The 19002-nt window shown below is 68.9% G+C and carries 26 protein-coding genes and 1 tRNA gene; 11 read left to right on the forward strand and 16 right to left on the reverse strand.

What is annotated here, in order from left to right; genetic code table 11:
• Positions 1–194 precede the first annotated feature (194 nt).
• From ACTWP6_RS05575 to ACTWP6_RS05630, 12 genes are all read right to left on the reverse strand, one after another.
• Positions 195–710, reverse strand: coding sequence for a hypothetical protein (locus tag ACTWP6_RS05575; protein WP_443187075.1), 516 nt, complete (start codon positions 708–710; stop codon positions 195–197).
• Between the two features lie 136 nt (positions 711–846).
• Entirely contained in the window at positions 847–1479 is a 633-nt protein-coding gene (locus ACTWP6_RS05580) for a hypothetical protein (protein ID WP_443187076.1), read from the reverse strand.
• A complete protein-coding gene (locus ACTWP6_RS05585; protein WP_443187077.1) occupies positions 1476–1670 on the reverse strand; it encodes a ribosome modulation factor in 195 nt (64 codons plus the stop codon). Before ACTWP6_RS05585 ends, ACTWP6_RS05580 begins: the two co-directional genes overlap by 4 nt.
• A 102-nt stretch (positions 1671–1772) precedes the next feature.
• Positions 1773–2213, reverse strand: coding sequence for a hypothetical protein (locus ACTWP6_RS05590; RefSeq protein WP_443187078.1), 441 nt, complete (start codon positions 2211–2213; stop codon positions 1773–1775).
• Between the two features lie 149 nt (positions 2214–2362).
• Positions 2363–3199: a phage major capsid protein gene (locus tag ACTWP6_RS05595; RefSeq protein WP_443187079.1), complete on the reverse strand. Its 837-nt coding sequence runs from the start codon at positions 3197–3199 to the stop codon at positions 2363–2365.
• 131 nt (positions 3200–3330) lie between these two features.
• Positions 3331–3915 carry a hypothetical protein gene (locus ACTWP6_RS05600; RefSeq protein WP_443187080.1) on the reverse strand — a complete coding sequence of 195 codons (585 nt, stop codon included), beginning with the start codon at positions 3913–3915 and terminating at the stop codon, positions 3331–3333.
• On the reverse strand, positions 3912–4664 hold the full coding sequence (locus ACTWP6_RS05605; protein WP_443187081.1) for a DUF7213 family protein: 753 nt from the start codon (positions 4662–4664) through the stop codon (positions 3912–3914). The genes ACTWP6_RS05600 and ACTWP6_RS05605 overlap by 4 nt, the downstream gene beginning before the upstream one ends.
• Complete coding sequence (locus ACTWP6_RS05610) at positions 4661–4957, reverse strand: hypothetical protein (protein WP_443187082.1); 297 nt, start codon at positions 4955–4957, stop codon at positions 4661–4663. Before ACTWP6_RS05610 ends, ACTWP6_RS05605 begins: the two co-directional genes overlap by 4 nt.
• Positions 4958–4963: 6 nt before the next feature.
• Complete coding sequence (locus ACTWP6_RS05615; RefSeq protein ID WP_443187083.1) at positions 4964–5569, reverse strand: hypothetical protein; 606 nt, start codon at positions 5567–5569, stop codon at positions 4964–4966.
• Positions 5566–6384 carry a hypothetical protein gene (locus tag ACTWP6_RS05620; RefSeq protein ID WP_443187084.1) on the reverse strand — a complete coding sequence of 273 codons (819 nt, stop codon included), beginning with the start codon at positions 6382–6384 and terminating at the stop codon, positions 5566–5568. Before ACTWP6_RS05620 ends, ACTWP6_RS05615 begins: the two co-directional genes overlap by 4 nt.
• 264 nt (positions 6385–6648) lie before the next feature.
• Positions 6649–6852, reverse strand: coding sequence for a hypothetical protein (locus ACTWP6_RS05625; RefSeq protein ID WP_443187085.1), 204 nt, complete (start codon positions 6850–6852; stop codon positions 6649–6651).
• Positions 6849–7094: a helix-turn-helix domain-containing protein gene (locus tag ACTWP6_RS05630; RefSeq protein WP_443187086.1), complete on the reverse strand. Its 246-nt coding sequence runs from the start codon at positions 7092–7094 to the stop codon at positions 6849–6851. Before ACTWP6_RS05630 ends, ACTWP6_RS05625 begins: the two co-directional genes overlap by 4 nt.
• A 146-nt stretch (positions 7095–7240) precedes the next feature.
• On the opposite strand from ACTWP6_RS05630, the gene ACTWP6_RS05635 reads away from it, so the two are divergent.
• Positions 7241–7753 (forward strand): helix-turn-helix domain-containing protein, encoded by a 513-nt coding sequence (locus tag ACTWP6_RS05635; protein WP_443187087.1) that lies wholly within the window; start codon positions 7241–7243, stop codon positions 7751–7753.
• Entirely contained in the window at positions 7740–8888 is a 1149-nt protein-coding gene (locus tag ACTWP6_RS05640; protein ID WP_443187088.1) for a tyrosine-type recombinase/integrase, read from the forward strand. The genes ACTWP6_RS05635 and ACTWP6_RS05640 overlap by 14 nt, the downstream gene beginning before the upstream one ends.
• A 26-nt stretch (positions 8889–8914) precedes the next feature.
• Here the strand turns inward: ACTWP6_RS05640 and ACTWP6_RS05645 are convergent.
• Positions 8915–9000 (reverse strand) — tRNA-Leu (locus ACTWP6_RS05645).
• An 81-nt stretch (positions 9001–9081) separates the two neighbouring features.
• Between ACTWP6_RS05645 and ACTWP6_RS05650 the strand changes: the two genes are divergently transcribed.
• Together ACTWP6_RS05650 and ACTWP6_RS05655 are read left to right on the forward strand one after the other, a co-directional pair.
• The gene (locus ACTWP6_RS05650; protein WP_443187089.1) at positions 9082–10428 is read left to right on the forward strand and encodes a M20/M25/M40 family metallo-hydrolase; all 1347 of its coding nucleotides are present in this window, start codon (positions 9082–9084) and stop codon (positions 10426–10428) included.
• Positions 10429–10455: 27 nt separating this feature from the next.
• Positions 10456–10992, forward strand: a complete 537-nt coding sequence (locus tag ACTWP6_RS05655) for a YbhB/YbcL family Raf kinase inhibitor-like protein (RefSeq protein ID WP_443187090.1) — start codon at positions 10456–10458, stop codon at positions 10990–10992.
• A 121-nt stretch (positions 10993–11113) separates the two neighbouring features.
• Here the strand turns inward: ACTWP6_RS05655 and ACTWP6_RS05660 are convergent, their stop codons facing one another.
• Genes ACTWP6_RS05660 through ACTWP6_RS05670 form a run of 3 tightly spaced genes read right to left on the reverse strand, consistent with a single transcriptional unit; the run spans position 11114 to position 13470 of the window.
• Positions 11114–12178 (reverse strand): quinone-dependent dihydroorotate dehydrogenase, encoded by a 1065-nt coding sequence (locus ACTWP6_RS05660; RefSeq protein WP_443187091.1) that lies wholly within the window; start codon positions 12176–12178, stop codon positions 11114–11116.
• Positions 12179–12418 carry a DUF5703 family protein gene (locus tag ACTWP6_RS05665; RefSeq protein ID WP_260758152.1) on the reverse strand — a complete coding sequence of 80 codons (240 nt, stop codon included), beginning with the start codon at positions 12416–12418 and terminating at the stop codon, positions 12179–12181.
• Positions 12419–12435: 17 nt separating this feature from the next.
• The gene (locus ACTWP6_RS05670) at positions 12436–13470 is read right to left on the reverse strand and encodes a YncE family protein (RefSeq protein WP_443187092.1); all 1035 of its coding nucleotides are present in this window, start codon (positions 13468–13470) and stop codon (positions 12436–12438) included.
• 123 nt (positions 13471–13593) lie between these two features.
• On the opposite strand from ACTWP6_RS05670, the gene ACTWP6_RS05675 reads away from it, so the two are divergent.
• From ACTWP6_RS05675 to mshC, 7 genes are read left to right on the forward strand one after another with little or no spacing between them, the layout of a single operon-like run.
• Entirely contained in the window at positions 13594–13917 is a 324-nt protein-coding gene (locus ACTWP6_RS05675) for a hypothetical protein (protein WP_260753424.1), read from the forward strand.
• 54 nt (positions 13918–13971) lie between these two features.
• Positions 13972–14802 carry an undecaprenyl-diphosphate phosphatase gene (locus ACTWP6_RS05680; protein WP_260758150.1) on the forward strand — a complete coding sequence of 277 codons (831 nt, stop codon included), beginning with the start codon at positions 13972–13974 and terminating at the stop codon, positions 14800–14802.
• On the forward strand, positions 14799–15503 hold the full coding sequence (locus tag ACTWP6_RS05685) for a histidine phosphatase family protein (RefSeq protein WP_260753422.1): 705 nt from the start codon (positions 14799–14801) through the stop codon (positions 15501–15503). The genes ACTWP6_RS05680 and ACTWP6_RS05685 overlap by 4 nt, the downstream gene beginning before the upstream one ends.
• A 19-nt stretch (positions 15504–15522) precedes the next feature.
• The gene (locus ACTWP6_RS05690; RefSeq protein WP_443187093.1) at positions 15523–16107 is read left to right on the forward strand and encodes a DUF3090 domain-containing protein; all 585 of its coding nucleotides are present in this window, start codon (positions 15523–15525) and stop codon (positions 16105–16107) included.
• The gene (locus ACTWP6_RS05695) at positions 16094–16900 is read left to right on the forward strand and encodes an SCO1664 family protein (RefSeq protein WP_260753414.1); all 807 of its coding nucleotides are present in this window, start codon (positions 16094–16096) and stop codon (positions 16898–16900) included. The genes ACTWP6_RS05690 and ACTWP6_RS05695 overlap by 14 nt, the downstream gene beginning before the upstream one ends.
• 17 nt (positions 16901–16917) lie before the next feature.
• Positions 16918–17697 carry a 3'(2'),5'-bisphosphate nucleotidase CysQ gene (locus ACTWP6_RS05700; protein WP_443187094.1) on the forward strand — a complete coding sequence of 260 codons (780 nt, stop codon included), beginning with the start codon at positions 16918–16920 and terminating at the stop codon, positions 17695–17697.
• A 47-nt stretch (positions 17698–17744) separates the two neighbouring features.
• The gene (gene mshC, locus ACTWP6_RS05705; RefSeq protein WP_443187095.1) at positions 17745–18983 is read left to right on the forward strand and encodes a cysteine--1-D-myo-inosityl 2-amino-2-deoxy-alpha-D-glucopyranoside ligase; all 1239 of its coding nucleotides are present in this window, start codon (positions 17745–17747) and stop codon (positions 18981–18983) included.
• Positions 18984–19002: the final 19 nt, after the last annotated feature.

Genomic DNA, 19002 nt, shown 5'->3' on the forward strand with positions numbered 1-19002 from the left:
TTCTGCGGGTACGGCCCCCACAAGTGGGGGAGCTGGAGAAGAGTGTCCGAGGGGGGACTTGAACCCCCGCAGACCTCCCAGGTCAGGGGTGCAAAACGCTTCCTACCTGTTGAAATACGTGACTGTGGTTCACGCGGGTTGTCCCGGATTCAGAGGGTTTTGTGTCCAAATGGTGTCCACGCGGCGGGGCGACCTCAGTACCGCGGCAGAACGTCAGTCCACTGCTGCTCGGCATCGGTCAGTTCTGGCTGCCGGTGCCACGTTACGGTGACTTGCTCGCCGGCTCCGTTGATGAGCATGAACTCGAACGACCCTCGTCCATCGACCTGCTGCTGTGTTGTCGCGCCCTTGAACATCGACTGATTCGCGTGATGCAACTGCACGCCATAGGCGCGCTTGGCCAGCCGATTACATAACCGCCATCTCATACCGCGGACATGCTCGAATCGCCAAGGGCTTTCCTCCCCGGCCGATGTCTGCGCCGACGCCAACGTGTTCTGCTCCTCCAGCGCGGCAGCCGACCTCTCGGCAGCGTCGGCGGAACGCCTTTCTGCGTCGGCCGCATCCACCGCCGCCCTCGTTGCGATGGCGGCTTGCTCAGCCGCCTCCGCTTTCTCCGCGCGCGCCCGCAAGTAGCCGAACAGAGAGCCCGCGGCGGCGGCTACGGCGACGGCGGCGCTGACGATTGACGCAATATCCCCCGGTGACATAGCGGCAGACGATAGCCGAACCCGCCGATAGTCTGCCGGTGTACGTGGTCAGATGTCTGCTCGACCAGTCAAGCGTCGCGACCAACGAGCGATCCACCGCGGCGCGCGGGGCGCGGCTATGTCCGCGCCGTGCGCCTTAGACGTCTGGTCGCTTCTCTGGGGTCTGATCGGCTCCGTCGCGCAGGTACTCGGCAAGCTGACGTTGCGCGGTCCGACGTTGGCGCCGGCTCCGACGCGACTCCGCAGGGGTGACGCGTTCGTTGGCTGTCTTCACCAGCCCGGACACGGCTACGCGCAACTGGTCGGCGCGTTCCCCGAGCCGAGCGACGAACTGTTCAGCCTCGTCTGCGGTCGTCACTTCTGCGCCGTTCGTCCCGTCGTCGAACCGAGAGAACGCGGCAGCCACGACGACCATTTCTTGCCAGCAGCGGACGTCGACCACGGTCAGCGAGCCGACCTCTAACGCGCGGCGCATGTCCAGCAGGGCTGTCGCGTAGGCGCTCTCGGTCTCATGTATCTGGGCGCTGATCGCGGGCAGGTTGTCCGCGCGGTCCTGCCGGATTTCTTCGATCAAGTCCGTCAGCACGCGCCGCCAGTTGAGGACGCGCAGTTGAAGCTGGTGAGCTGCGGCGAGTATGTCGCCGATCGCCTGCCGTTGCGGGGCACGGTTGGCGTCCTGCATCCGCTTGTGCTCGCGCCACCAGGTGAGGGCGTAGGTCAGGGAACTACCGACAGCGCCGCTGACGAACAGTTGCCACAACGGTGTCATGCGCCGCGCCCGCGACGGTAGGCCTGCATCGCCGGCCCGGTTTCGATCCTCACGCGCAGCATCCGCATGTATCCGCGCATCCACAGTTGCGGCAGGACCAGCGAGTCGCTGCCGGCGTAAGGGTTGGGGTCGCCGGGTTCGGCCAGCGACCCGGAGTAGAGCGCGAACATGTACTCAGCGCGCTTGCTCACCCGGTCAGGATGCAGGCACGCACGCCCAGAACGTCGGACCCACGCCGACGAGGACCAGGACCACGACGCTCGACCAGGCCGGCCGGACCGCCGGCCTGCGGATCACCAGGTGGTGGTGTCGGCGTCGCGCTCGAACGCTTCACGTGCAGACAGCCGCGGCGCGGCCAGCGGGAACATGTCGATGCTGAACGCCCCGCCGTCGTCGCCGGCCCGACATAGCTTCTGCAACTGGCCGATCTCGGACGGGAAGAACATCCCCTTGCGCGGCTGCCTGGTGTCGAGCGTCTGCGAATACGACTGGCTCGACTGCGTGACGGCCGCGCCGGTGCCGGCCTCATGCCACCGGAGAATCGCGCCCCGGACGATGGCCTTCGCCGCCGCCCGGTGCGCGAACCCGTCGGCCGTGATGCACGGCGCGACGACCGCAGCCATGGCTAGCGCGTCTTCGATCATCTCCGCGGCCTTCGCCGTCGGGATGGTCGCGAAGTTCGCCAGGTCCGCCGGCGTCAGCAGCGGCCCGGTGTCCGGTGTCGGATCGGTCATGGTCGCGGCCTCCCGCTCATGGGTGACGACGGCCGGGACCGCTGGCTACGGCAATCCCGGCCGTCGTCACCGTTGTGATGCCTCCCGGTGAGCGCCGGCGCGGGCCTACGTCGAACCCTCAACGCTCACCGGGAGACGGTTCTGGTGGGCTACGGCGCCGCGGCGATGGTCAGCTTCGCGACGCGCGCCGCGTTCATGACCTTCCAGCCCAGGCGCCACGTCACGCGGACGCCGATCGAATCCGACGAGAAGTAGGCGTCGTCGGAGCGTGCCAGACGGACCTGGCTCTGCGCGCCGATGATCGCGGACTGGTCACTGACCAGCAGCGCCCCGGCGGGCATGGCCGGCGTCACGAGTACCGGCAGCCCGAGCAGCGCCCGAGTAGCGGCCACAGTGCCAGCCCCGACCAGCGACTCATTCGAGTCGGTTGCCCGCTTGAGCTTCGACAGCGACGCCCACGCGTCCGGCGCCGCGATGATGTGCGTCGCGGTGCCGCCGTCGGCTTCGATGCCGGCCACCGCATCGACCACGGCGTCCAGGTCGCCAGCGACCGCGCCGCCATCGACGATGCCGGCCGCGTTGAGCAGCCCGACCGGGCCGGGTCCGTCGACCGCGTTGCCCAGGTAGGCGGCGTTCGCCTTCGTCACGACGCTGCGCGACAGTGAGTCGACGACCATCCGCGCAGCCTGCTCCTGCTGCAACGTCTCGTAGCTGTACTTCCCGAGCGCCGCGACCTTGCCCGTCAGCACGACAACCTCGTCGAACTCCTGGTTCGCGTCGGGAATCTCGGCGCCTTCCGCGACGAACCCGACAACGCCGTCGTCGGAGACGAATGGCACCCGGATGGCCGGTTCGTCGCCTTCGATCTGCCCGACGACGGTCGCCGTGTTCAGGATCAACGCGTCGGGAACGACGTCGGCGGGTACGAACGCGGTCAGGTCAGGCGCCCACGCCTTCGGCGATGTGGGGGTGGTCTTGATTGCCATGATGAGCCTTCCAGGAGGACGAGTTCTATCGACTTCCGCTGGCCTGCAAGGCTTTCCGCGGTCGCCCTCCGGGGGCTGCGCTGTGGCCGGATCGTCCCGCAGGGATCAACACCCGGCCACGGCACCCGATACTAGTCGTCGCCGGCGACACCGCGACCCTGGACCACGGCCGCCATTGCGTCCCGCCCGGATGGCTTGCCGCCCGTGCGCCCGACGTTCCGCCCCTCACCCTTGACGAAGTTCCGCCGCGGCGGCGGGTTCGGGATGCCCAACTGCTCGCGCGCACCGTCGATCGCCGCGGACACCTTCGACGCGTCCACCGTGCCGTCGTCACTCAGCAAGTCCGCCAAGTCAGGACCGGACGCCCACAAAGCCGCCGGCCGCAGATCAGCGCCCGCCGCCAGCCGTTCGACCTCGGCCCGCTGCAACGACTCGACCTGTCCGGCGAGCCGATCACGTTCAGCTTCGGCTGCCCGCAGCCGGCGCCGATACTTCGCCGCCTCCCGCCCTGGTCCGTCGCCGTCGCCGTCGTCGGCGGCGTCGTCCTGGTCCTCGTCGACCTCGGAGGCGCCCTCGGAACTGGCGTCTGCCGCCTCGGTGCCCTCGGTGTCGACAGACGCGGTTTCGTGGTTCGTGCCGGCTGGCTGTGGCTCGACTGCCGCCGCGTCGGCGGTGTCCGTCGTGTCGGCGCCGGTCGTGGTGTCAGTAGTGGTCATCGGTCGTTGCCCTTCGTGTCGTATGGGTCGAAGATTCGGACGCCGGGATAGTCGCCGGCCGCGATAGCCGCCGCGATGCCGAGCCGGTCCGCGTGCGCCTGGTCGATCGCCAACCAGTTGAACCGGAACAGGTGAACCGACCGGCTCACCGCCAACGGCCGGCCGTCAGCGTCGACCACAATGTCGGCGTCCGTTGTCGTGAACCGGCCGGCCTCCCGGTTCTGCGCCCAGCGGCGCGAATAGTCCTCGACGTCGGCCAGCGTGAGTTCATGCCGCGGGCCAGGAGGGCGCTCGCCCACGCCGGCGAACAGCTCCCGAGCCGCGGCGCGCAGGTCGTCTTTGTCAGTCAATTTCGTGATCCTCTCGGTTGTTTTTTGTTGGGGGGAAACCAGGGGGGGCACTGCGTATGCCATGGGTGGCGCCTTGGGGTGGGGGTAGGGGGTTACCCGGCCAGGGGTGCCGGCAGCGGGTCGAACAGCGTCGCAGTCGGCGGTGGCCTGGTCGATCAGCGTGCCGGCTTCGCTGATCAGCGCACGGGTGGATGCGGGTTGGGCGCCGGCGCGCGGGTAGATCGCGACGTGCCCGCTTCGACGGCTGTCGTCGTCGTCACGCTGGACGCGGACGATGAGCACAGCGTCTACTGGCACGGTGTTCTGGTCGGTATCGCTGCCGTGTGCGATCGCGGACAGCGCGTCGATCGCGTCGTCGAGCAGTCCGAATGCGAACGCTTCATCATGGGCTGTGCTCATGGCCGCACCACGCCGGCCGCGTTCACGACCTGGCCGGCGACGACACCGCGCGGACGCTGCGCGGCTGGCAGGGCGTTGAGCCAGTCTCGACACGGCGCCAGGCTGGGGCACTGCGCGCAGAGCCGCAGCGCGTCGCGGCGGGCGTCGTCGAGTTCGGTCTTGGTGAGCCGGCCGGTCATGCGGTGCTCGCTGTCGGTCCGCTCGTACAAGTCGGCAGCTCGGCCTTTGCACCGCGCACCGGGCAGCGCGGGTATGCCGGCGAGCATCGCGCGCAGGGTGTTCCAGTCAGGCATAGCCTGTCAGTCCTTGGTGTCGTCGGGTTGGTGGACGGGCTCGCTGAACGAGCGGGTAGGGCGCGCCGGCGCGGCCAGGTGCTCGAAGTCAGGCGGGCTCGGGGGGCAGCGACGCACGCACGGCACTCGCCGCCGGCGCCGGCCGCGGCGGTCGTCTTCGACGACGCAGGGCTGGCCGGTCTCCGCGCCGCACGTCGGGCACGGATGGTCGATCGCGCCGCGGTAGGGCGCCGGGATTGCGCCCGCCAGATCAGCTTCGGCTGTAGCAGCGGCCGGCCGACCCGCTTCGAGACGAGCGTCTGCCCGGTCCTCACGCGCCTGCCGTTCGGCTGTCGTCTCGCGGTCGATTCGATCCCGCCGGATCGTGATTGCCGCTTGCACAATGTCGCGCGGCAGCGGCCGGAACCGCTCGCCGATCTTGTCGTTGCCGTGGTCCCGGTACGCAATCGTGACGCCGGCCAGGACGTCGGACTCGTTCAGCCGGTACACCGCGATCTGCTCGGCCCAAGCGAGGACGGTCGCGCGGTTCGGTTGTGGGAACCAGGGGTCGTTTGCGGCGCACTTCGCGAGCGCCTTGGCTGCGGTCTGCTGGTAGTCGTGCGGGTCGTTCATCGTTCGATCGCCTTCGAGTTGTTGGGTTCGGGCTGGCCGAGTTCCATCCAGCCGGCGACCTTCGCTTCGCCGCGGCTTCTACCGGCCGCGTCTCGCTGGGCACCGAAGCCTGATCGCTGCCGCGGCGATTCGGCCGCTCGGCGAATCCAGTTACGCCAGGTGGCGTTCCAATCGGCTCTGCGCGCGTCCTTGCCGGCCTTCGCGCGCCAGTAGTCGGTGAACTTGTCGTGCTCGGCCCGGAGGTCGACGTCCGGGTACTCGGCACGCATCGCGTCGATTACGGCCCGGTCCGGTTCCCACGCCTCAGGAAGACGTGTTCCCGTCGGGTCTGCTCTTTGCCGCGAGCGATCGTTTCGCTGAATGGGGACGATTTGGGCGCCGGCCGGTTCGTGCTCTGCCGCGCGCGCTTCTCCCTCGTCTCTATCTTCTGTCTCCAAGGTCTCTGTAAGTAGTACAGATGGCGATTTCGCCCCGGTACCGTGGCGATTTCGCCCAGGGGGTGTGGCGATTTCGCCTAGGTCCTCGGCGATTTCGCCTTCTGGCAGGTCAGACTGTGGCGAATCCGCCTTCTGGCAGCTCACGGCGTCGCCGGCGTCGGCAGGCCGGTATGCTCGCGTCTGGTCCTCGGGGTTGTCCAAGTTGTTTGCTGAAACCACCGCGTCGCCCAGCTTCCACAGCGCCCGCTTGACGGTATCGGCCGACGCTCCGATCTCCTCGCCGAGGTCGCGACGCGACACCCGCCACCACCGGAACCCGTCACGCTCGAAGCGGTTGGCGCCTTCGGACTCGCACCGGAACCGGATATGCGCCAGCACGACGGCGCCGGCGAAGCCGTAGCGTTCGATCTCATCGGGGACAGCCCGGATGAATGGCGGTCTCACGGTGCACTCGCCACGGCCGACTGGGACGGGCACTGATTGCCTGGACGTGCGACAGCGACGGACTTACCGGCCTTCCCGGAGTCGTGCAGGCGTGCGCTCTGTACCTCCTCGACTGGAACGAACACGTCCCACTGGTCGCCTGCCATCTCGCACCCTTCGCTTCATCGTTCGTAGAAAGTGATCCATGAGGCGTAGTGCCTACGGGCCCTCGGCGATCTGTTGGACAACGGCCTGGTATTTGCGTGTCGCGCGGCCCATGTGGTCCCTCACCAAGACGGTGATGACGTCGCCTTCCGCGGTGACGCGTGCGGTCGAATCCCAGTCGTCGTCGTGCTTGATCGGGAACACTTCGCTCGCTCCCGCGAGGCGTGCCGCAATCAGCTGCGCTTCGGCGGTTCTCATCGGGTGCCGTCGACACGGTTCGACGCCAGGAACCCGAGCACGTCAGCCCGGAGGTAGCGAATTCGGCTTCCGATGCGGGTGTAGGGGATTCCCTTACCCTGATACCGGTCCTGTGCGAGCGCGCCCTCGGTCGTGCCCATGACCGCGGCGACGTGCTTGCCGGTCGCCACTGGCGGGAGTGCTTCTGTGGGGATCGACCGTTCGAGATCGGCGATGAGGCGGTCCAGCGCGGTCGGAGTCATCGGGGTGGTCACCATGTGCCCTTTCGGGATTGATCGTCGAGGTGATCAGATTTGATCGTCACGGTGATCAGGTTGAATCACAACCGTGTAGTTTGTCAAGAGTGAGTAGGTGACAGATCAAAATTGATCACCTAGTGTCGTGTGGCATGGCGCAAAGTCAGGACAAGGCGGGTCGCCGGCTCGATGCGACCGGCGAGACGGTGCAGTCGAACATCAGGCGTATCCGAGACGAAGTGCTGGGCATCCCGGTCACCGAACTTTCGCGTCGACTGGAAGCGCTCGGCCGGCCGATACCACCGTTGGGTCTGCGAAGGATCGAGGACGGGACGCGCCGGGTGGACGTTGACGATCTAGTGAGTATTGCTGTGGCGCTTGGGGTTTCACCCGCCACGCTGTTGATGCCCGAAAGTGCCAGCGCTGAGGATGCGGTGACCCTCACCGGGTGCAATGAGCAGGTGCCCGCCGGGTACGCATGGGAGTGGATAGGTGGCGACCTGCCGTTGCCGGACTCGGGTGAATCCGCGCTCGCGTTCTATGCCCGCGCGGTGCCGACCTGGGCCGCGAAGACGATGGAGCAGCGACTGCTCAGCGAACGCGGGCTCAGGTCAGCCATGCGCGAGATGATCGACCAGATGGATTCGCCCGATGGCAACGATTAAGCGTTACCCGACGGCTGCGGGCGAACGGTGGGAAGTCCGGTACCGGCAGCCGAACGGCGCCACCAGCCGCAAGCGTGGATTCACGACGAAGCGCGACGCGTCCGCGTGGGCGTCGAAGGTCGAGACGACGAAGGCCGAAGGCGCCTACGTGTCGCCGGCGCGCGGCCGGGTGACGGTCGGCGACCTGTCGGTCGGATGGCTGGCACGGCAGGAGCAGACGCTCTCGCCGTCCTACTACCGGACCATCGCCTACGCCTACGGCAAACACATCGAACCGAAGTGGGCCGGCGTCCCCGTCGGGAAGGTCGACACGCTGGACGTGAAGGCGTGGGCCGCGGCCATGACGCGTGACGGGTCCAGCGCGACCGTCGTCAACCGCGCGGTCGGCATTCTGGCCGGCATCCTCGACGACGCGATCGAGCACCGCGCGCTCGCGTTCAATCCGGCCCGCCGGTTCAAGCGCGGCGAGAAGCCGACGAAGGCACCGAAGCGCCACGTCTACCTCACCGAGGCGGACGTGTGCCGGCTCGCCGAAGAGTCCGGCCGCTACGCCGATCTGGTGCTGACGCTGGCGTTCACCGGCTTACGGTGGGGTGAGGCGATCGCGCTCACCGCCGCCGACGTCGAGTTCCTGAAACGTCGAATCTCGGTGCACCGCAACGCTGTTCAGGTCGGGCAACAGTTCGAGGTCGGGCAGACGAAGGGCAAGGAGAACCGAATGGTGCCGGTAGCGGCGTCGGTGCTGTCTCGCTTGGCGGTCCGGTGCGAAGATCGCGACGCCGGCGATCTGCTGTTCCCGGCGCGCGGCGGCGGCTACTTGAAGCGGCCAAGTTACGACACGACGGGATGGTTCAACCGGGCCGTCGAGCGTGCCGAAGTGCAGACGATCACCCCGCACGATCTGCGGCATACGTGCGCGAGTCTGGCTGTCAGTTCCGGCGCCAACGTGCTGGCGGTGTCGCGGATGCTCGGCCACAAAGACCCGAGCGTCACGCTGCGCATCTATGCCGATCTGTTCGACAGCGACCTCGATGCGGTGGCCGTCAATCTGGACGCGAGAATTTCGGGGAGTGTCCAAACTGTGTCCAAAGCGCCCGCCGACCGTCGCCGGCCGCGCCGCATAACCGCCGTCTAGCTGCGGCGATGAGTACTGCTGTGTTGTGTCCGAGGGGGGACTTGAACCCCCACGCCCGTTAATAGGGCACTAGCACCTCAAGCTAGCGCGTCTGCCATTCCGCCACTCGGACCTGCTGTGCGGCGCTTAAGGCTAACGGATGAGCCGCCCCGGGCCCAAACCAGCCGAGCACGGCAGTGTTAGAAAGGGACATGTGAGCGGACTTTCCGATGGTGGCGTCACGCCGGCCGACGAGGTCGTCGACCTTGTCAGCACGCTGATCCGGTTCGACACCTCCAACACCGGGGAGCCGGCCACCACCAGGGGCGAGGCCGAATGCGCCCGCTGGGTGGCCGATCAGCTCGCCGAGGTCGGATACACCTGCGAGTACGTCGAGGCGGGCGCGCCGGGCCGGGCCAACGTCTTCGCCCGGCTCGAAGGCGCCGACCGCTCCCGAGGCGCGCTGATGCTGCACGGCCACCTGGACGTGGTGCCCGCCGAGGCGTCGGACTGGAGCGTGCACCCGTTCTCCGGCGCCGTCGAGGACGGCTACGTCTGGGGCCGCGGCGCGGTCGACATGAAGGACATGGTCGGGATGATCATCGCGGTCGCCCGGCACTTCAAACGCCACGGCATCGTGCCTCCGCGTGACCTGGTGTTCGCGTTCGTCTCCGATGAGGAGGCCGGCGGCAATTACGGCTGCAAATGGCTCGTGGACCACCGGCCGGACCTGTTCGACGGCGTCACCGAGGCGGTCGGCGAGGTCGGCGGGTTCTCGCTGACCGTGCCGCGCCGCGACGGCGGCGAGCGGCGGCTGTACCTGATCGAGACTGCCGAGAAGGCGATGCTGTGGATGCGCCTGACCGCGCGCGGCCGCGCCGGGCACGGCTCGATGGTGCACGACGACAACGCCGTCACCGCGGTCGCCGAGGCGGTCGCCAAGCTGGGCAGGCACCGGTTCCCGATCGTGCTGACCGAATCGGTCGAGCAGTTCCTCACCGCGGTCGGTGAGGAGACCGGCTACACCTTCGATCCCGCGTCACCCGACATCGAGGGCACGGTCGCCAAACTCGGAGGGATCGCCCGCATCGTCGGCGCCACGCTGCGCGACACCGCCAACCCGACGATGCTCAAGGCCGGTTACAAGGCCAACGTCATCCCGGGCACCGCCGAAGCCGTCATCGACTGTCGGGTGCTGCCGGGCCGGCTTGCCGAGTTCGAGCGGGAGGTCGACGAGCTGATCGGCCCCGACGTCAAACGCGAGTGGATCACCAACCTGCCGTCGTATGAGACGCCGTTCGACGGTGAACTGCTGGGTGCGATGAACGACGCGATCCTGGCCACCGACCCGGATGCGCGGACCGTGCCCTACATGCTGTCCGGGGGCACCGACGCAAAACACTTCGCCCGCTTGGGGATTCGCTGCTTCGGCTTCGCCCCGCTGCGGTTGCCGCCCGAATTGGACTTCGCCGCCCTGTTCCACGGCGTCGACGAACGGGTACCCGTGGATGCGCTGAAGTTCGGCGCGCAGGTGCTCGAGCACTTCCTGCTGCACTCGTAGTAATCCGACTGAAAGGGATCCTCCGCCATGGCGTTCGACTACGACCCGTACTCGTTCCTTCCCCCATTGCCCACCTTCACCGTCACCTCGCAGTCGTTCGACGACGGTCAGCCCTGGGGCAAGGATCAGGTCAGCGGCATCATGGGTGCCGGCGGGTCCGACATCTCGCCGCAGCTGAGCTGGTCCGGGTTCCCCGAGGAGACCCGCAGTTTCGCCGTCACGGTCTTCGACCCGGACGCCCCGACGGTCTCCGGGTTCTGGCACTGGGCGGTGTTCAACCTGCCCGCGACGGTCACCGACCTGCCCGCAGGTGTCGGCGACGGCAGCGCGAGCGGATTCCCCGGTGACGCGGTCACTCTGGCCAACGACGCCGGGCTGAAGCGCTTCATCGGCGCCGCCCCGCCGGCCGGGCACGGCCCGCACCGCTACATCGTCGCCGTCCACGCGGTCGGGGTCGAGAAGCTCGATGTGCCCGCCGACGCCACCCCGGCCTACCTCGGGTTCAACCTGTTCGGGCATGCGATCGCCCGCGCGCTGATCACCGGCACCTACGAACAGAACTGACGCAGAGCGCTCCGGACCACAGTCGTTTCACCTATCCACCTTTTGCAGGGAAAGTGCGAGAGAACGCCTGCAAAGCGTGGATAGGTGGGGCCTGTGGGACCTGACGTGCCCTCGTGCCGGTTCACTTGCCCATCGTCGAGCCGACCGCCTCTGTGAGGCAGGAGAATCCGTTCTCGCGGAGGCGGGCGGCGATGCCGTCGTTGAGGGTCTTGGCCCACAGCCCACCGCCGTAGACGAACCCGGTGTAGCCCTGCAGCAGTGAGGCGCCGGAGGTGATGCGCTCCCAGGCGTCGTCGGCCGTCTCGATGCCGCCCACGCTGACCAGTGCCAGACGGTCGCCGACGCGCGCGTACAGGCGGCGCAGCACCGCCAGCGCGCGGCGCGCCACCGGAGGGCCGGAGACCCCGCCGGCGCCGAGTTCGGCCGCTCCGGGTGTGGCGAGGCCGTCACGCGACACGGTGGTGTTGGTCGCGACGATACCGGCCAGCCCGAGATCGACTGCGAGATCTGCGATTTCGTCGATGTCCTGATCGGCCAGATCAGGTGCGATCTTGACCAGCACCGGGGTCGACGTCTCGGCGAGCACCGCGGACAGGATGGGCCGCAGCGACTCCACGGACTGCAGATCGCGCAGACCGGGGGTGTTGGGCGAGCTGACGTTGACCACGAGGTAGGACGCCAGCGGGCCGAGCAGTCGCGCGCTCTCGGCGTAGTCCTCGGCGGCGCGCTCGGGCGGGGTCACCTTCGTCTTGCCGATGTTGACGCCGACCGGCACGTCGGGCGCATGGCGTGCCAACCGGGTCGCCAGCTCACCGGCCCCGTGATTGTTGAATCCCATGCGGTTGAGCAGCGCCCGGTCGGCGGGCAGCCGGAACAGCCGCGGAGACGGATTCCCGGGCTGCGCCTGCGCCGTCACGGTGCCGATCTCGGCGAAGCCGAAACCCAGTGCGCCCCAGGTGTGCAGCCCGAGTCCGTCCTTGTCGAATCCGGCCGCCAGGCCCACGGGTCCGGGGAAGTGCACCCCGAACACGGTGCTGGCCAGAACGGGATCGTGTGGGGCCAGCCGGCGGGTCAGCTGCCGGCGCAGCGGTGCGGGCCGGGTGGCGGCCCGCAGACCGCGAAACACGATCGTGTGGATGCGTTCGGCCGGCGCCAGAAACAGCGCCTTGCGCAGTGCGGTGTACATCTACAGCCCCGGCTGGTCGGGCCCGGGGGCGGCATCGGGGCGCTTCTTGCGGCGCAGCAGCACGCGCCTCGACCCGTCGGTGTAGAGCCGGACCCGGGTCAGCTCCCAGCCGCGGTACTCCGCCTCGATCGCCAGCCGCGTGGAAGCCGTGACCCGCGTGACCTCCGGTGGCAACTTCAGCGGGATCCACTCGTAATCGCCCGGATCCTCGGCCACCGCCTTGCTCCACGCCGCCGGCATCCGGCCGCGTGCGGCGCTCACGGCGCGGCCTCCGGGATCACCTGCACACCGGCTCCCGCGCCGGACACCACGTAGAGGGTGTTCGACGTGTCGTCGAATGCCACGGAGTTCGGTTGCCGCACGGTTCGATATCGCACCTTCTCGACGGGGATGCCGGTTGCCAGATCGTATCCAACGACGGTGTTCGTCGCGGTCTGCGCCACCCAGGCCAGACCGTTGCGGCCCGCTGAGCCGGCCACCCCGTACGGGGAACCGGGCACCGGGTAGCGCTGCCGCAGGATCAGCGGGTTCAGGCCGTACACCAGAAGCTCGCCGCCGCGGGTGTCGGTGACCAGCACGCGTCCGGCGCCGTCGGCGGCCATCGTGGTGGCGCCCTCACCGGCGCGCAGCGCGTGTTCGGACTTGGTGCCCTCGACGTTCAGGCTCGTCACCGAGGTCTGGCCGCGGTCGAGCACCACCGCGGTATCGCCCTGGGTGACAAGGGCATCAACCCGGGCGAAGATCTTCAGCTGCGCGCCGACCGAACGTTCGGAGGCCAGCGTGTACACCGTCCCGTCGGCGCTGCCCAGCACCAACCGGCCGTCGGAGCGCCGGGCGATCGCGGTGAAGTCCACCCCGTCGTGACCTTCGACGTCCACCTTGGTGGCCGCGCCGGCTGCGATGTCGAACCGGTAGTAGCCGCCCCGGGTCGACAGGAACGCCCGGCCCTCGCCGTCGGTGGTCACCGCCGTCGCCGGGCCGGCCAGCGTGACCGGGGTCTGCGCGCCGGAGCGCCCGACCACGGTCAGCGTCGCACCGTCCGAGCCGGCAGAGAGCACCAGCAGCGACCCGGTCGCTGCGTCGAAGGCGGCGGTCAGCGCGTCGGCGGCCAGGGGTGACACCTGTCCTTGCGGTGCCGTGGTGACCGGCGGCGAGTCCGCGGCGCGCGCGGGCTCGATCGTCGGGGGAGGCGCGTCCACCGGATTCGACGAACAGCCGGTCACCAGCGTCAACGCCAACGCAGCGATCCCCAGACGAACCAGGTGACCTGGTGAGTTTATGTGGCGCGACAACGGGTAGCTCTCGGTTCGGGTTCGGCGGGGATCGATTCGGAGAGTCAGTGTATGCAACGTCGTAACGGTGGTCCGGTGGCGTCGGGGCTCCTCGGTGCGTCCAACGGCGGTATGGTCCATACCATGACCCTCACAGCTGACAGCGACGTCACTGGCCGGGGCTTCACGGTCGAAGTCATCACCACCGGCGTGCACGCCAGCGGTTTCGGCGAACTCGGCGACGGGCGCAGCTTCGCTTTCTGCGCGTCCCACTCGGACCGTCAGGTGACATTGGTCGTCGAGGTGTACCGACCCCGCCTGCGCAATCCGGTCCCGCAAGCCGAAGACGTGGTGGCCGTCGCGACCCGCAAGCTCACCGATATCGACATGACCGACGAGCGCAGCGTGATCGCCGCCGTGCGCGACGCGGTCGCCGACGCGCAGCCGGTCAACCGCAACGGCCGCTGAGCGCGGCCCGGCCCGCGCCACGGTACGGTCGTCGTCGTGACGGGGCTGGCGGAGATGTCGTGGCTGCAGGTCGTCGTCCTCTCAGTGCTGCAGGGACTCACCGAATTCCTGCCGGTGTCCTCGTCGGGACACCTCGCGATCGCGTCGAAGGTGTTCTTCGACGGTGACGCGGGGGCGTCTTTCACAGCGGTGAGCCAGCTCGGCACCGAAGCCGCGGTGCTCGTCTACTTCGCGCGCGACATCGTGCGGATCGTCAAGGCCTGGTTCGCGGGGCTGTTCCGCGCCGGCGAGCGCAACGCCGACTACTGGCTGGGCTGGTGGGTGATCATCGGCACGATCCCGATCAGCGTGGTCGGGCTGCTGTTCAAGGACGAGATCCGTACCGGCGCGCGCAACCTGTGGCTGGTGGCCACGGCACTGATCGTGTTCTCGTTCGTGATCGCTGCCGCCGAGTACGCCGGCAGGCAGACCCGGCGCGTCGAGCAACTCACATGGAAGGACAGCGTGATCGTCGGTCTCGCGCAGTGCCTGGCCCTGGTACCCGGGGTGTCGCGGTCGGGCGCCACGATCAGCGCGGGCCTGTTCCTCGGCATGGAACGCGAGCTCGCCGCCCGTTTCGGGTTCCTGCTCGCCATCCCGGCGGTGTTCGCCTCGGGGCTGTTCTCGCTGCCCGACGCGTTCAACCCTGCTGGAGAGGGCATGAGCGCCAGCGGAGCTCAGCTTCTCGTGTCGACCGTGATCGCGTTCGTGGTCGGATACGCCGCGGTGGCGTGGTTCCTGCGGTTCCTGGTGCGGCACAGCATGTACTGGTTCGTCGGCTACCGCGTGCTGCTCGGCAGCGTGGTGCTGATCCTGCTCTCCACGGGGGTGGTGGCCGCGACATGACCGTCCTGCTACTGCGGCACGGCCGCTCGACCTCGAACACCGCACACACGCTTGCGGGGCGCTCCGCGGGCGTCGACCTCGACGACCGCGGCCGCGAACAGGCCTCGGCCTTGGTCGAGCGGCTCGGTGAGCTGCCGATCCGGGCCATCGTGCGCTCGCCGCTGCTGCGGTGCGAACGCACCGTCGAACCCCTGGCCGCCGCGCTGGGCTTGGAGCCTGTCGTCGACGACCGCATCACCGAGGTCGACTACGGATCCTGGACCGGCCGCAAGATCGGCGACCTGGTCAAGGAGCCGCTGTGGGCGGTGGTGCAGCAGCAGCCCAGCGCCGCGGTGTTCCCCGACGGCGAGGGGCTGGCCGGGGTGCAGGCACGCGCGGTCGCCGCGGTGCGGGAACACGACCGCAGGCTCGCCGACGAACACGGCGGTGACGCGCTGTGGATCGCCTGTACCCACGGCGATGTGATCAAGTCCGTCCTGGCCGACGCGCTGGGCAGCCACCTGGACAGCTTCCAGCGCATCAACGCCGACCCGGCGTCGGTCAGCGTCGTGCGCTACACCCCGCTGCGCCCGTTCGTCATCCACGTCAATCACACCGGTGTGGCGCTGAACGCCACGCTGTCGGCCCCACCTGCTGCCGACAAGCCCGACGCCGGCGAGGTTCCCAGCGGAGACGCCGTGGTCGGCGGATCCACCGGCTGACGGTATTTTGGAAACTGCCATGGCCCGCGAAATCCACGTCTTCCGCACACCCGACCGCTTCGTGGCTGGGACGGTCGGCGAACCGGGAAACCGGACGTTCTACCTACAGGCCGTCCACGACAAGCGGGTCGTGTCGGTGGTGCTGGAAAAGCAGCAGGTGGCCGTGCTCGCCGAGCGCATCGCCGCGCTGTTGTTGGAGATCAACCGCCGCTTCGGCACCCCGATCCCGCCCGAGACCGGCGAGGTCGACGACCTCAGCCCGCTGATCACCCCCGTGGACGCGGAGTTCCGGGTGGGCACCATGGGGCTGGGCTGGGATTCGGAGGCCCAGACCGTCGTCGTCGAGCTGCTCGCCGCCTCGGAGACGGAATTCGACGCCTCCGTCGTCCTCGACGACGCCGAGGAGGGACCCGACGCGGTGCGGGTGTTCCTGACCCCCGAGTCGGCCCGCCAGTTCGCCGCCCGGTCCAACCGGGTGATCTCGGCCGGGCGCCCGCCATGCCCGCTGTGCGAGGAACCGCTGGACCCCGAGGGCCACATCTGCGTCCGAACCAACGGTTACCGGCGCGGTGCACTCTCCGGTCCCGACGATGACGAGCTCTGAGGTCCTGCAGCGCGGCGAGCTGACCGTGCTCGGCCGGATCCGATCGGCGAGCAACGCCACGTTCCTGTGCGAGGCCACCCTCGGCGAGATCGTCACGCACTGCGTCTACAAGCCGGTCCGCGGTGAGGCCCCGCTGTGGGACTTCCCCGACGGGACCCTGGCCGGACGCGAGGTCGCCTCGTACCTGGTGTCGGCGGCACTGGGCTGGAACGTGGTGCCCTACACCATCATTCGGGACGGTCCGGCCGGGTCCGGCATGCTGCAGCGCTGGGTCGACCAGCCCGGTGACGAAGACCCGGACGCCGAGGCCGATGCCGGTCCCGACCTGATCGACCTGCTGCCCGCGGGGGAGATCCCGCCGGGGTTCCTGCCCGTGCTGCAGGCTTACGACTACGCCGGCGACGAGGTCACCCTGGTGCACGCCGACGACGTGCGACTGCGCCGCATCGCGGTGTTCGACGTGCTGGTCAACAACGCCGACCGCAAGGGCGGCCATGTGCTGCACGGTGTCGACGGATGCGTCTACGGCGTCGACCACGGCGTCACGCTGCACGTCGAGGACAAATTGCGCACCGTGTTGTGGGGGTGGGCGGGCAAACCGGTCGACGACGACATGCTCGCCGACATCGCGGTTCTGGGCGGGAAACTCGACGGCGACCTCGGGGCCGAGCTGTGCGGGCTGATCACCCCCCGTGAGGTTGCCGCCTTGCGGTCCAGAGTCGTTGGCCTGCTGCGCAATCCGGTGATGCCGACACCCGACCGGCGACGGCCGATCCCATGGCCGGCATTCTGACGTGATCTACTTGCCGGGTGACTCTCACCGACGCAGCACTGGCCGCCGCGGTGGCCGAAGAGGCCGGTGAGCTGCTGCTGGCGATGCGCGAGCAGTTCGGGTCCGGAGCGTTCTACGACCCGTACGACCTCGGCGACGCCGGGGACATGCGCGCCAACACGCTCATCCTGGACCGGCTGCACGAGGCCCGTCCGCACGATGCGGTGCTGTCCGAGGAGGCTGTCGACGACGTGTCGCGCGTCGACGCCGACCGGGTGTGGATCGTCGATCCCGTCGACGGCACCTATGAGTACTCGATGCCCGGCCGCACCGACTGGGCGGTGCACATCGCGTTGTGGCAACGCTCGTCGGCGCACGGCACGCCCACCATCACCGACGCCGCCGTCGCGTTGCCCGCCCGCGGCGAGGTCTACCGCACCGACACGGTCAGCCCGCCGCCGCCGCGCCGCGAGGGCCCCATCCGTGTCACCGCCAGCTCCAACCGCCCGCCCGCGGTGCTGTGGCGGCTGCGCGAACACCTCGACATCGAGTTGGTCCGGATCGGCTCGGCCGGTGCCAAGGCGATGGCGGTGGTGCGCGGCGACGTCGACGCCTACCTGCACGCCGGTGGTCAGTGGGAGTGGGATTCGGCCGCGCCCGCCGGTGTGCTGTGGGCCGCCGGGATGCACGCCTCCCGCATCGACGGTTCACCGCTGATCTACAACCGACGCGATCCCTACCTCCCGGATCTGTTGATGTGCCGACCCGAGTTGGCCCGGGTCCTGCTGGAGGGGATCTGGTCGGCCAACCGGGAATGAAACAGCCGTCGGAATTGTCGGTTTCGACGATGTCTAGAGTCGAGGCTATGCAATCGTGGTCCGCGCCGAACGTGCCGGCGCTGCCTGGGCGAGGGCCGCAGTTGCGGCTCTACGACAGCGCGGATCGTCAGGTGCGGCCGGTGGCGTCCGGCGCCACCGCGACGATGTACGTATGCGGGATCACCCCGTATGACGCCACCCATCTCGGGCACGCCGCCACCTACCTGACGTTCGACCTGGTGCACCGGCTGTGGCTCGACGGCGGCCACGACGTGCACTACGTGCAGAACATCACCGACGTCGACGACCCGCTGTTCGAACGGGCGCAGCGCGACGGCATCGGCTGGCGCGAACTCGGGGACCGCGAGACCGAGCTGTTCCGACAGGACATGGCGGCCCTGCGGGTGCTGCCACCGCGCGACTACGTCGCCGCCACCGAGGCCATCGCCGAGGTCATCGAACTGGTGGAGAAGATGCTGGCCTCCGGCGCGGCATACGTGGTCGACGACGCGCAGTACCCGGACGTGTACTTCCGCGCCGACGCCACCGTGCAGTTCGGTTATGAATCCGGCTACGACCGCGCCACCATGCTGGCCCTGTTCGGCGAACGCGGCGGCGACCCGGACCGGCCCGGCAAAAGCGATCCGCTGGATGCGCTGCTGTGGCGTGCCGAGCGTCCCGGCGAACCCAGTTGGCCCTCGCCGTTCGGTCCCGGGCGGCCGGGCTGGCACGTCGAGTGCGCGGCGATCGCGCTCAGCCGCATCGGGACCGGCCTGGACATCCAGGGCGGAGGCAGCGACCTGATCTTCCCGCACCACGAGTTCTCCGCCGCGCACGCTGAATGCGTCTCGGGGGAGCGGCGTTTCGCCCGGCACTACGTCCACTCCGGCATGATCGGCTGGGAGGGCCACAAGATGTCGAAGAGCCGCGGCAATCTGGTGCTGGTGTCCCAGCTGCGCCGCGACGGAGTCGACCCGGCCGCCGTCCGGCTCGGGCTGTTCGCCGGCCACTACCGCGAGGACCGCTTCTGGAGCGCCGACGTGCTCGACGAGGCCCTGGCGCGGCTGCACCGGTGGCGCAGTGCGACGGCCCTGGACGGCGCGCCCGACGCCGCCGACGTGGTGGCCCGCGTGCGCCGCTACCTGGCCGACGACCTCGACACCCCGAAAGCTCTTGCGGCGCTGGATGGTTGGGCCACCGATGCGTTGTCTTACGGCGGCCACGACGAGACCGCGGGCCAGACGGTGGCCACCGCGGTCGACGCGCTCCTCGGCGTTCAGCTGTAAACCCGCGGTCAGGGAGTAG

Origin of the sequence: Mycobacterium sp. 4D054, from assembly GCF_052245755.1 — a bacterium.
GTDB lineage: Bacteria > Actinomycetota > Actinomycetes > Mycobacteriales > Mycobacteriaceae > Mycobacterium.

Bases quoted from the DNA above. Each gene is read 5' to 3' on its own strand.
- ACTWP6_RS05590 (WP_443187078.1), bottom strand. From the start codon at position 2,213: ATGACCGATCCGACACCGGACACCGGGCCGCTGCTGACGCCGGCGGAC.
- ACTWP6_RS05685 (WP_260753422.1), top strand. From the start codon at position 14,799: ATGACCGTCCTGCTACTGCGGCACGGCCGCTCGACCTCGAACACCGCA.
- ACTWP6_RS05625 (WP_443187085.1), bottom strand. From the start codon at position 6,852: ATGAGAACCGCCGAAGCGCAGCTGATTGCGGCACGCCTCGCGGGAGCG.
- ACTWP6_RS05695 (WP_260753414.1), top strand. From the start codon at position 16,094: ATGACGAGCTCTGAGGTCCTGCAGCGCGGCGAGCTGACCGTGCTCGGC.
- ACTWP6_RS05655 (WP_443187090.1), top strand. From the start codon at position 10,456: ATGGCGTTCGACTACGACCCGTACTCGTTCCTTCCCCCATTGCCCACC.
- ACTWP6_RS05605 (WP_443187081.1), bottom strand. From the start codon at position 4,664: ATGAGCACAGCCCATGATGAAGCGTTCGCATTCGGACTGCTCGACGAC.
- ACTWP6_RS05575 (WP_443187075.1), bottom strand. From the start codon at position 710: ATGTCACCGGGGGATATTGCGTCAATCGTCAGCGCCGCCGTCGCCGTA.
- ACTWP6_RS05690 (WP_443187093.1), top strand. From the start codon at position 15,523: ATGGCCCGCGAAATCCACGTCTTCCGCACACCCGACCGCTTCGTGGCT.
- ACTWP6_RS05680 (WP_260758150.1), top strand. From the start codon at position 13,972: ATGTCGTGGCTGCAGGTCGTCGTCCTCTCAGTGCTGCAGGGACTCACC.
- ACTWP6_RS05595 (WP_443187079.1), bottom strand. From the start codon at position 3,199: ATGGCAATCAAGACCACCCCCACATCGCCGAAGGCGTGGGCGCCTGAC.
- ACTWP6_RS05630 (WP_443187086.1), bottom strand. From the start codon at position 7,094: ATGACTCCGACCGCGCTGGACCGCCTCATCGCCGATCTCGAACGGTCG.
- ACTWP6_RS05660 (WP_443187091.1), bottom strand. From the start codon at position 12,178: ATGTACACCGCACTGCGCAAGGCGCTGTTTCTGGCGCCGGCCGAACGC.
- ACTWP6_RS05610 (WP_443187082.1), bottom strand. From the start codon at position 4,957: ATGCCTGACTGGAACACCCTGCGCGCGATGCTCGCCGGCATACCCGCG.
- ACTWP6_RS05675 (WP_260753424.1), top strand. From the start codon at position 13,594: ATGACCCTCACAGCTGACAGCGACGTCACTGGCCGGGGCTTCACGGTC.
- ACTWP6_RS05640 (WP_443187088.1), top strand. From the start codon at position 7,740: ATGGCAACGATTAAGCGTTACCCGACGGCTGCGGGCGAACGGTGGGAA.
- mshC (WP_443187095.1), top strand. From the start codon at position 17,745: ATGCAATCGTGGTCCGCGCCGAACGTGCCGGCGCTGCCTGGGCGAGGG.
- ACTWP6_RS05615 (WP_443187083.1), bottom strand. From the start codon at position 5,569: ATGAACGACCCGCACGACTACCAGCAGACCGCAGCCAAGGCGCTCGCG.
- ACTWP6_RS05580 (WP_443187076.1), bottom strand. From the start codon at position 1,479: ATGACACCGTTGTGGCAACTGTTCGTCAGCGGCGCTGTCGGTAGTTCC.
- ACTWP6_RS05635 (WP_443187087.1), top strand. From the start codon at position 7,241: ATGGCGCAAAGTCAGGACAAGGCGGGTCGCCGGCTCGATGCGACCGGC.
- ACTWP6_RS05600 (WP_443187080.1), bottom strand. From the start codon at position 3,915: ATGACCACTACTGACACCACGACCGGCGCCGACACGACGGACACCGCC.
- ACTWP6_RS05665 (WP_260758152.1), bottom strand. From the start codon at position 12,418: ATGCCGGCGGCGTGGAGCAAGGCGGTGGCCGAGGATCCGGGCGATTAC.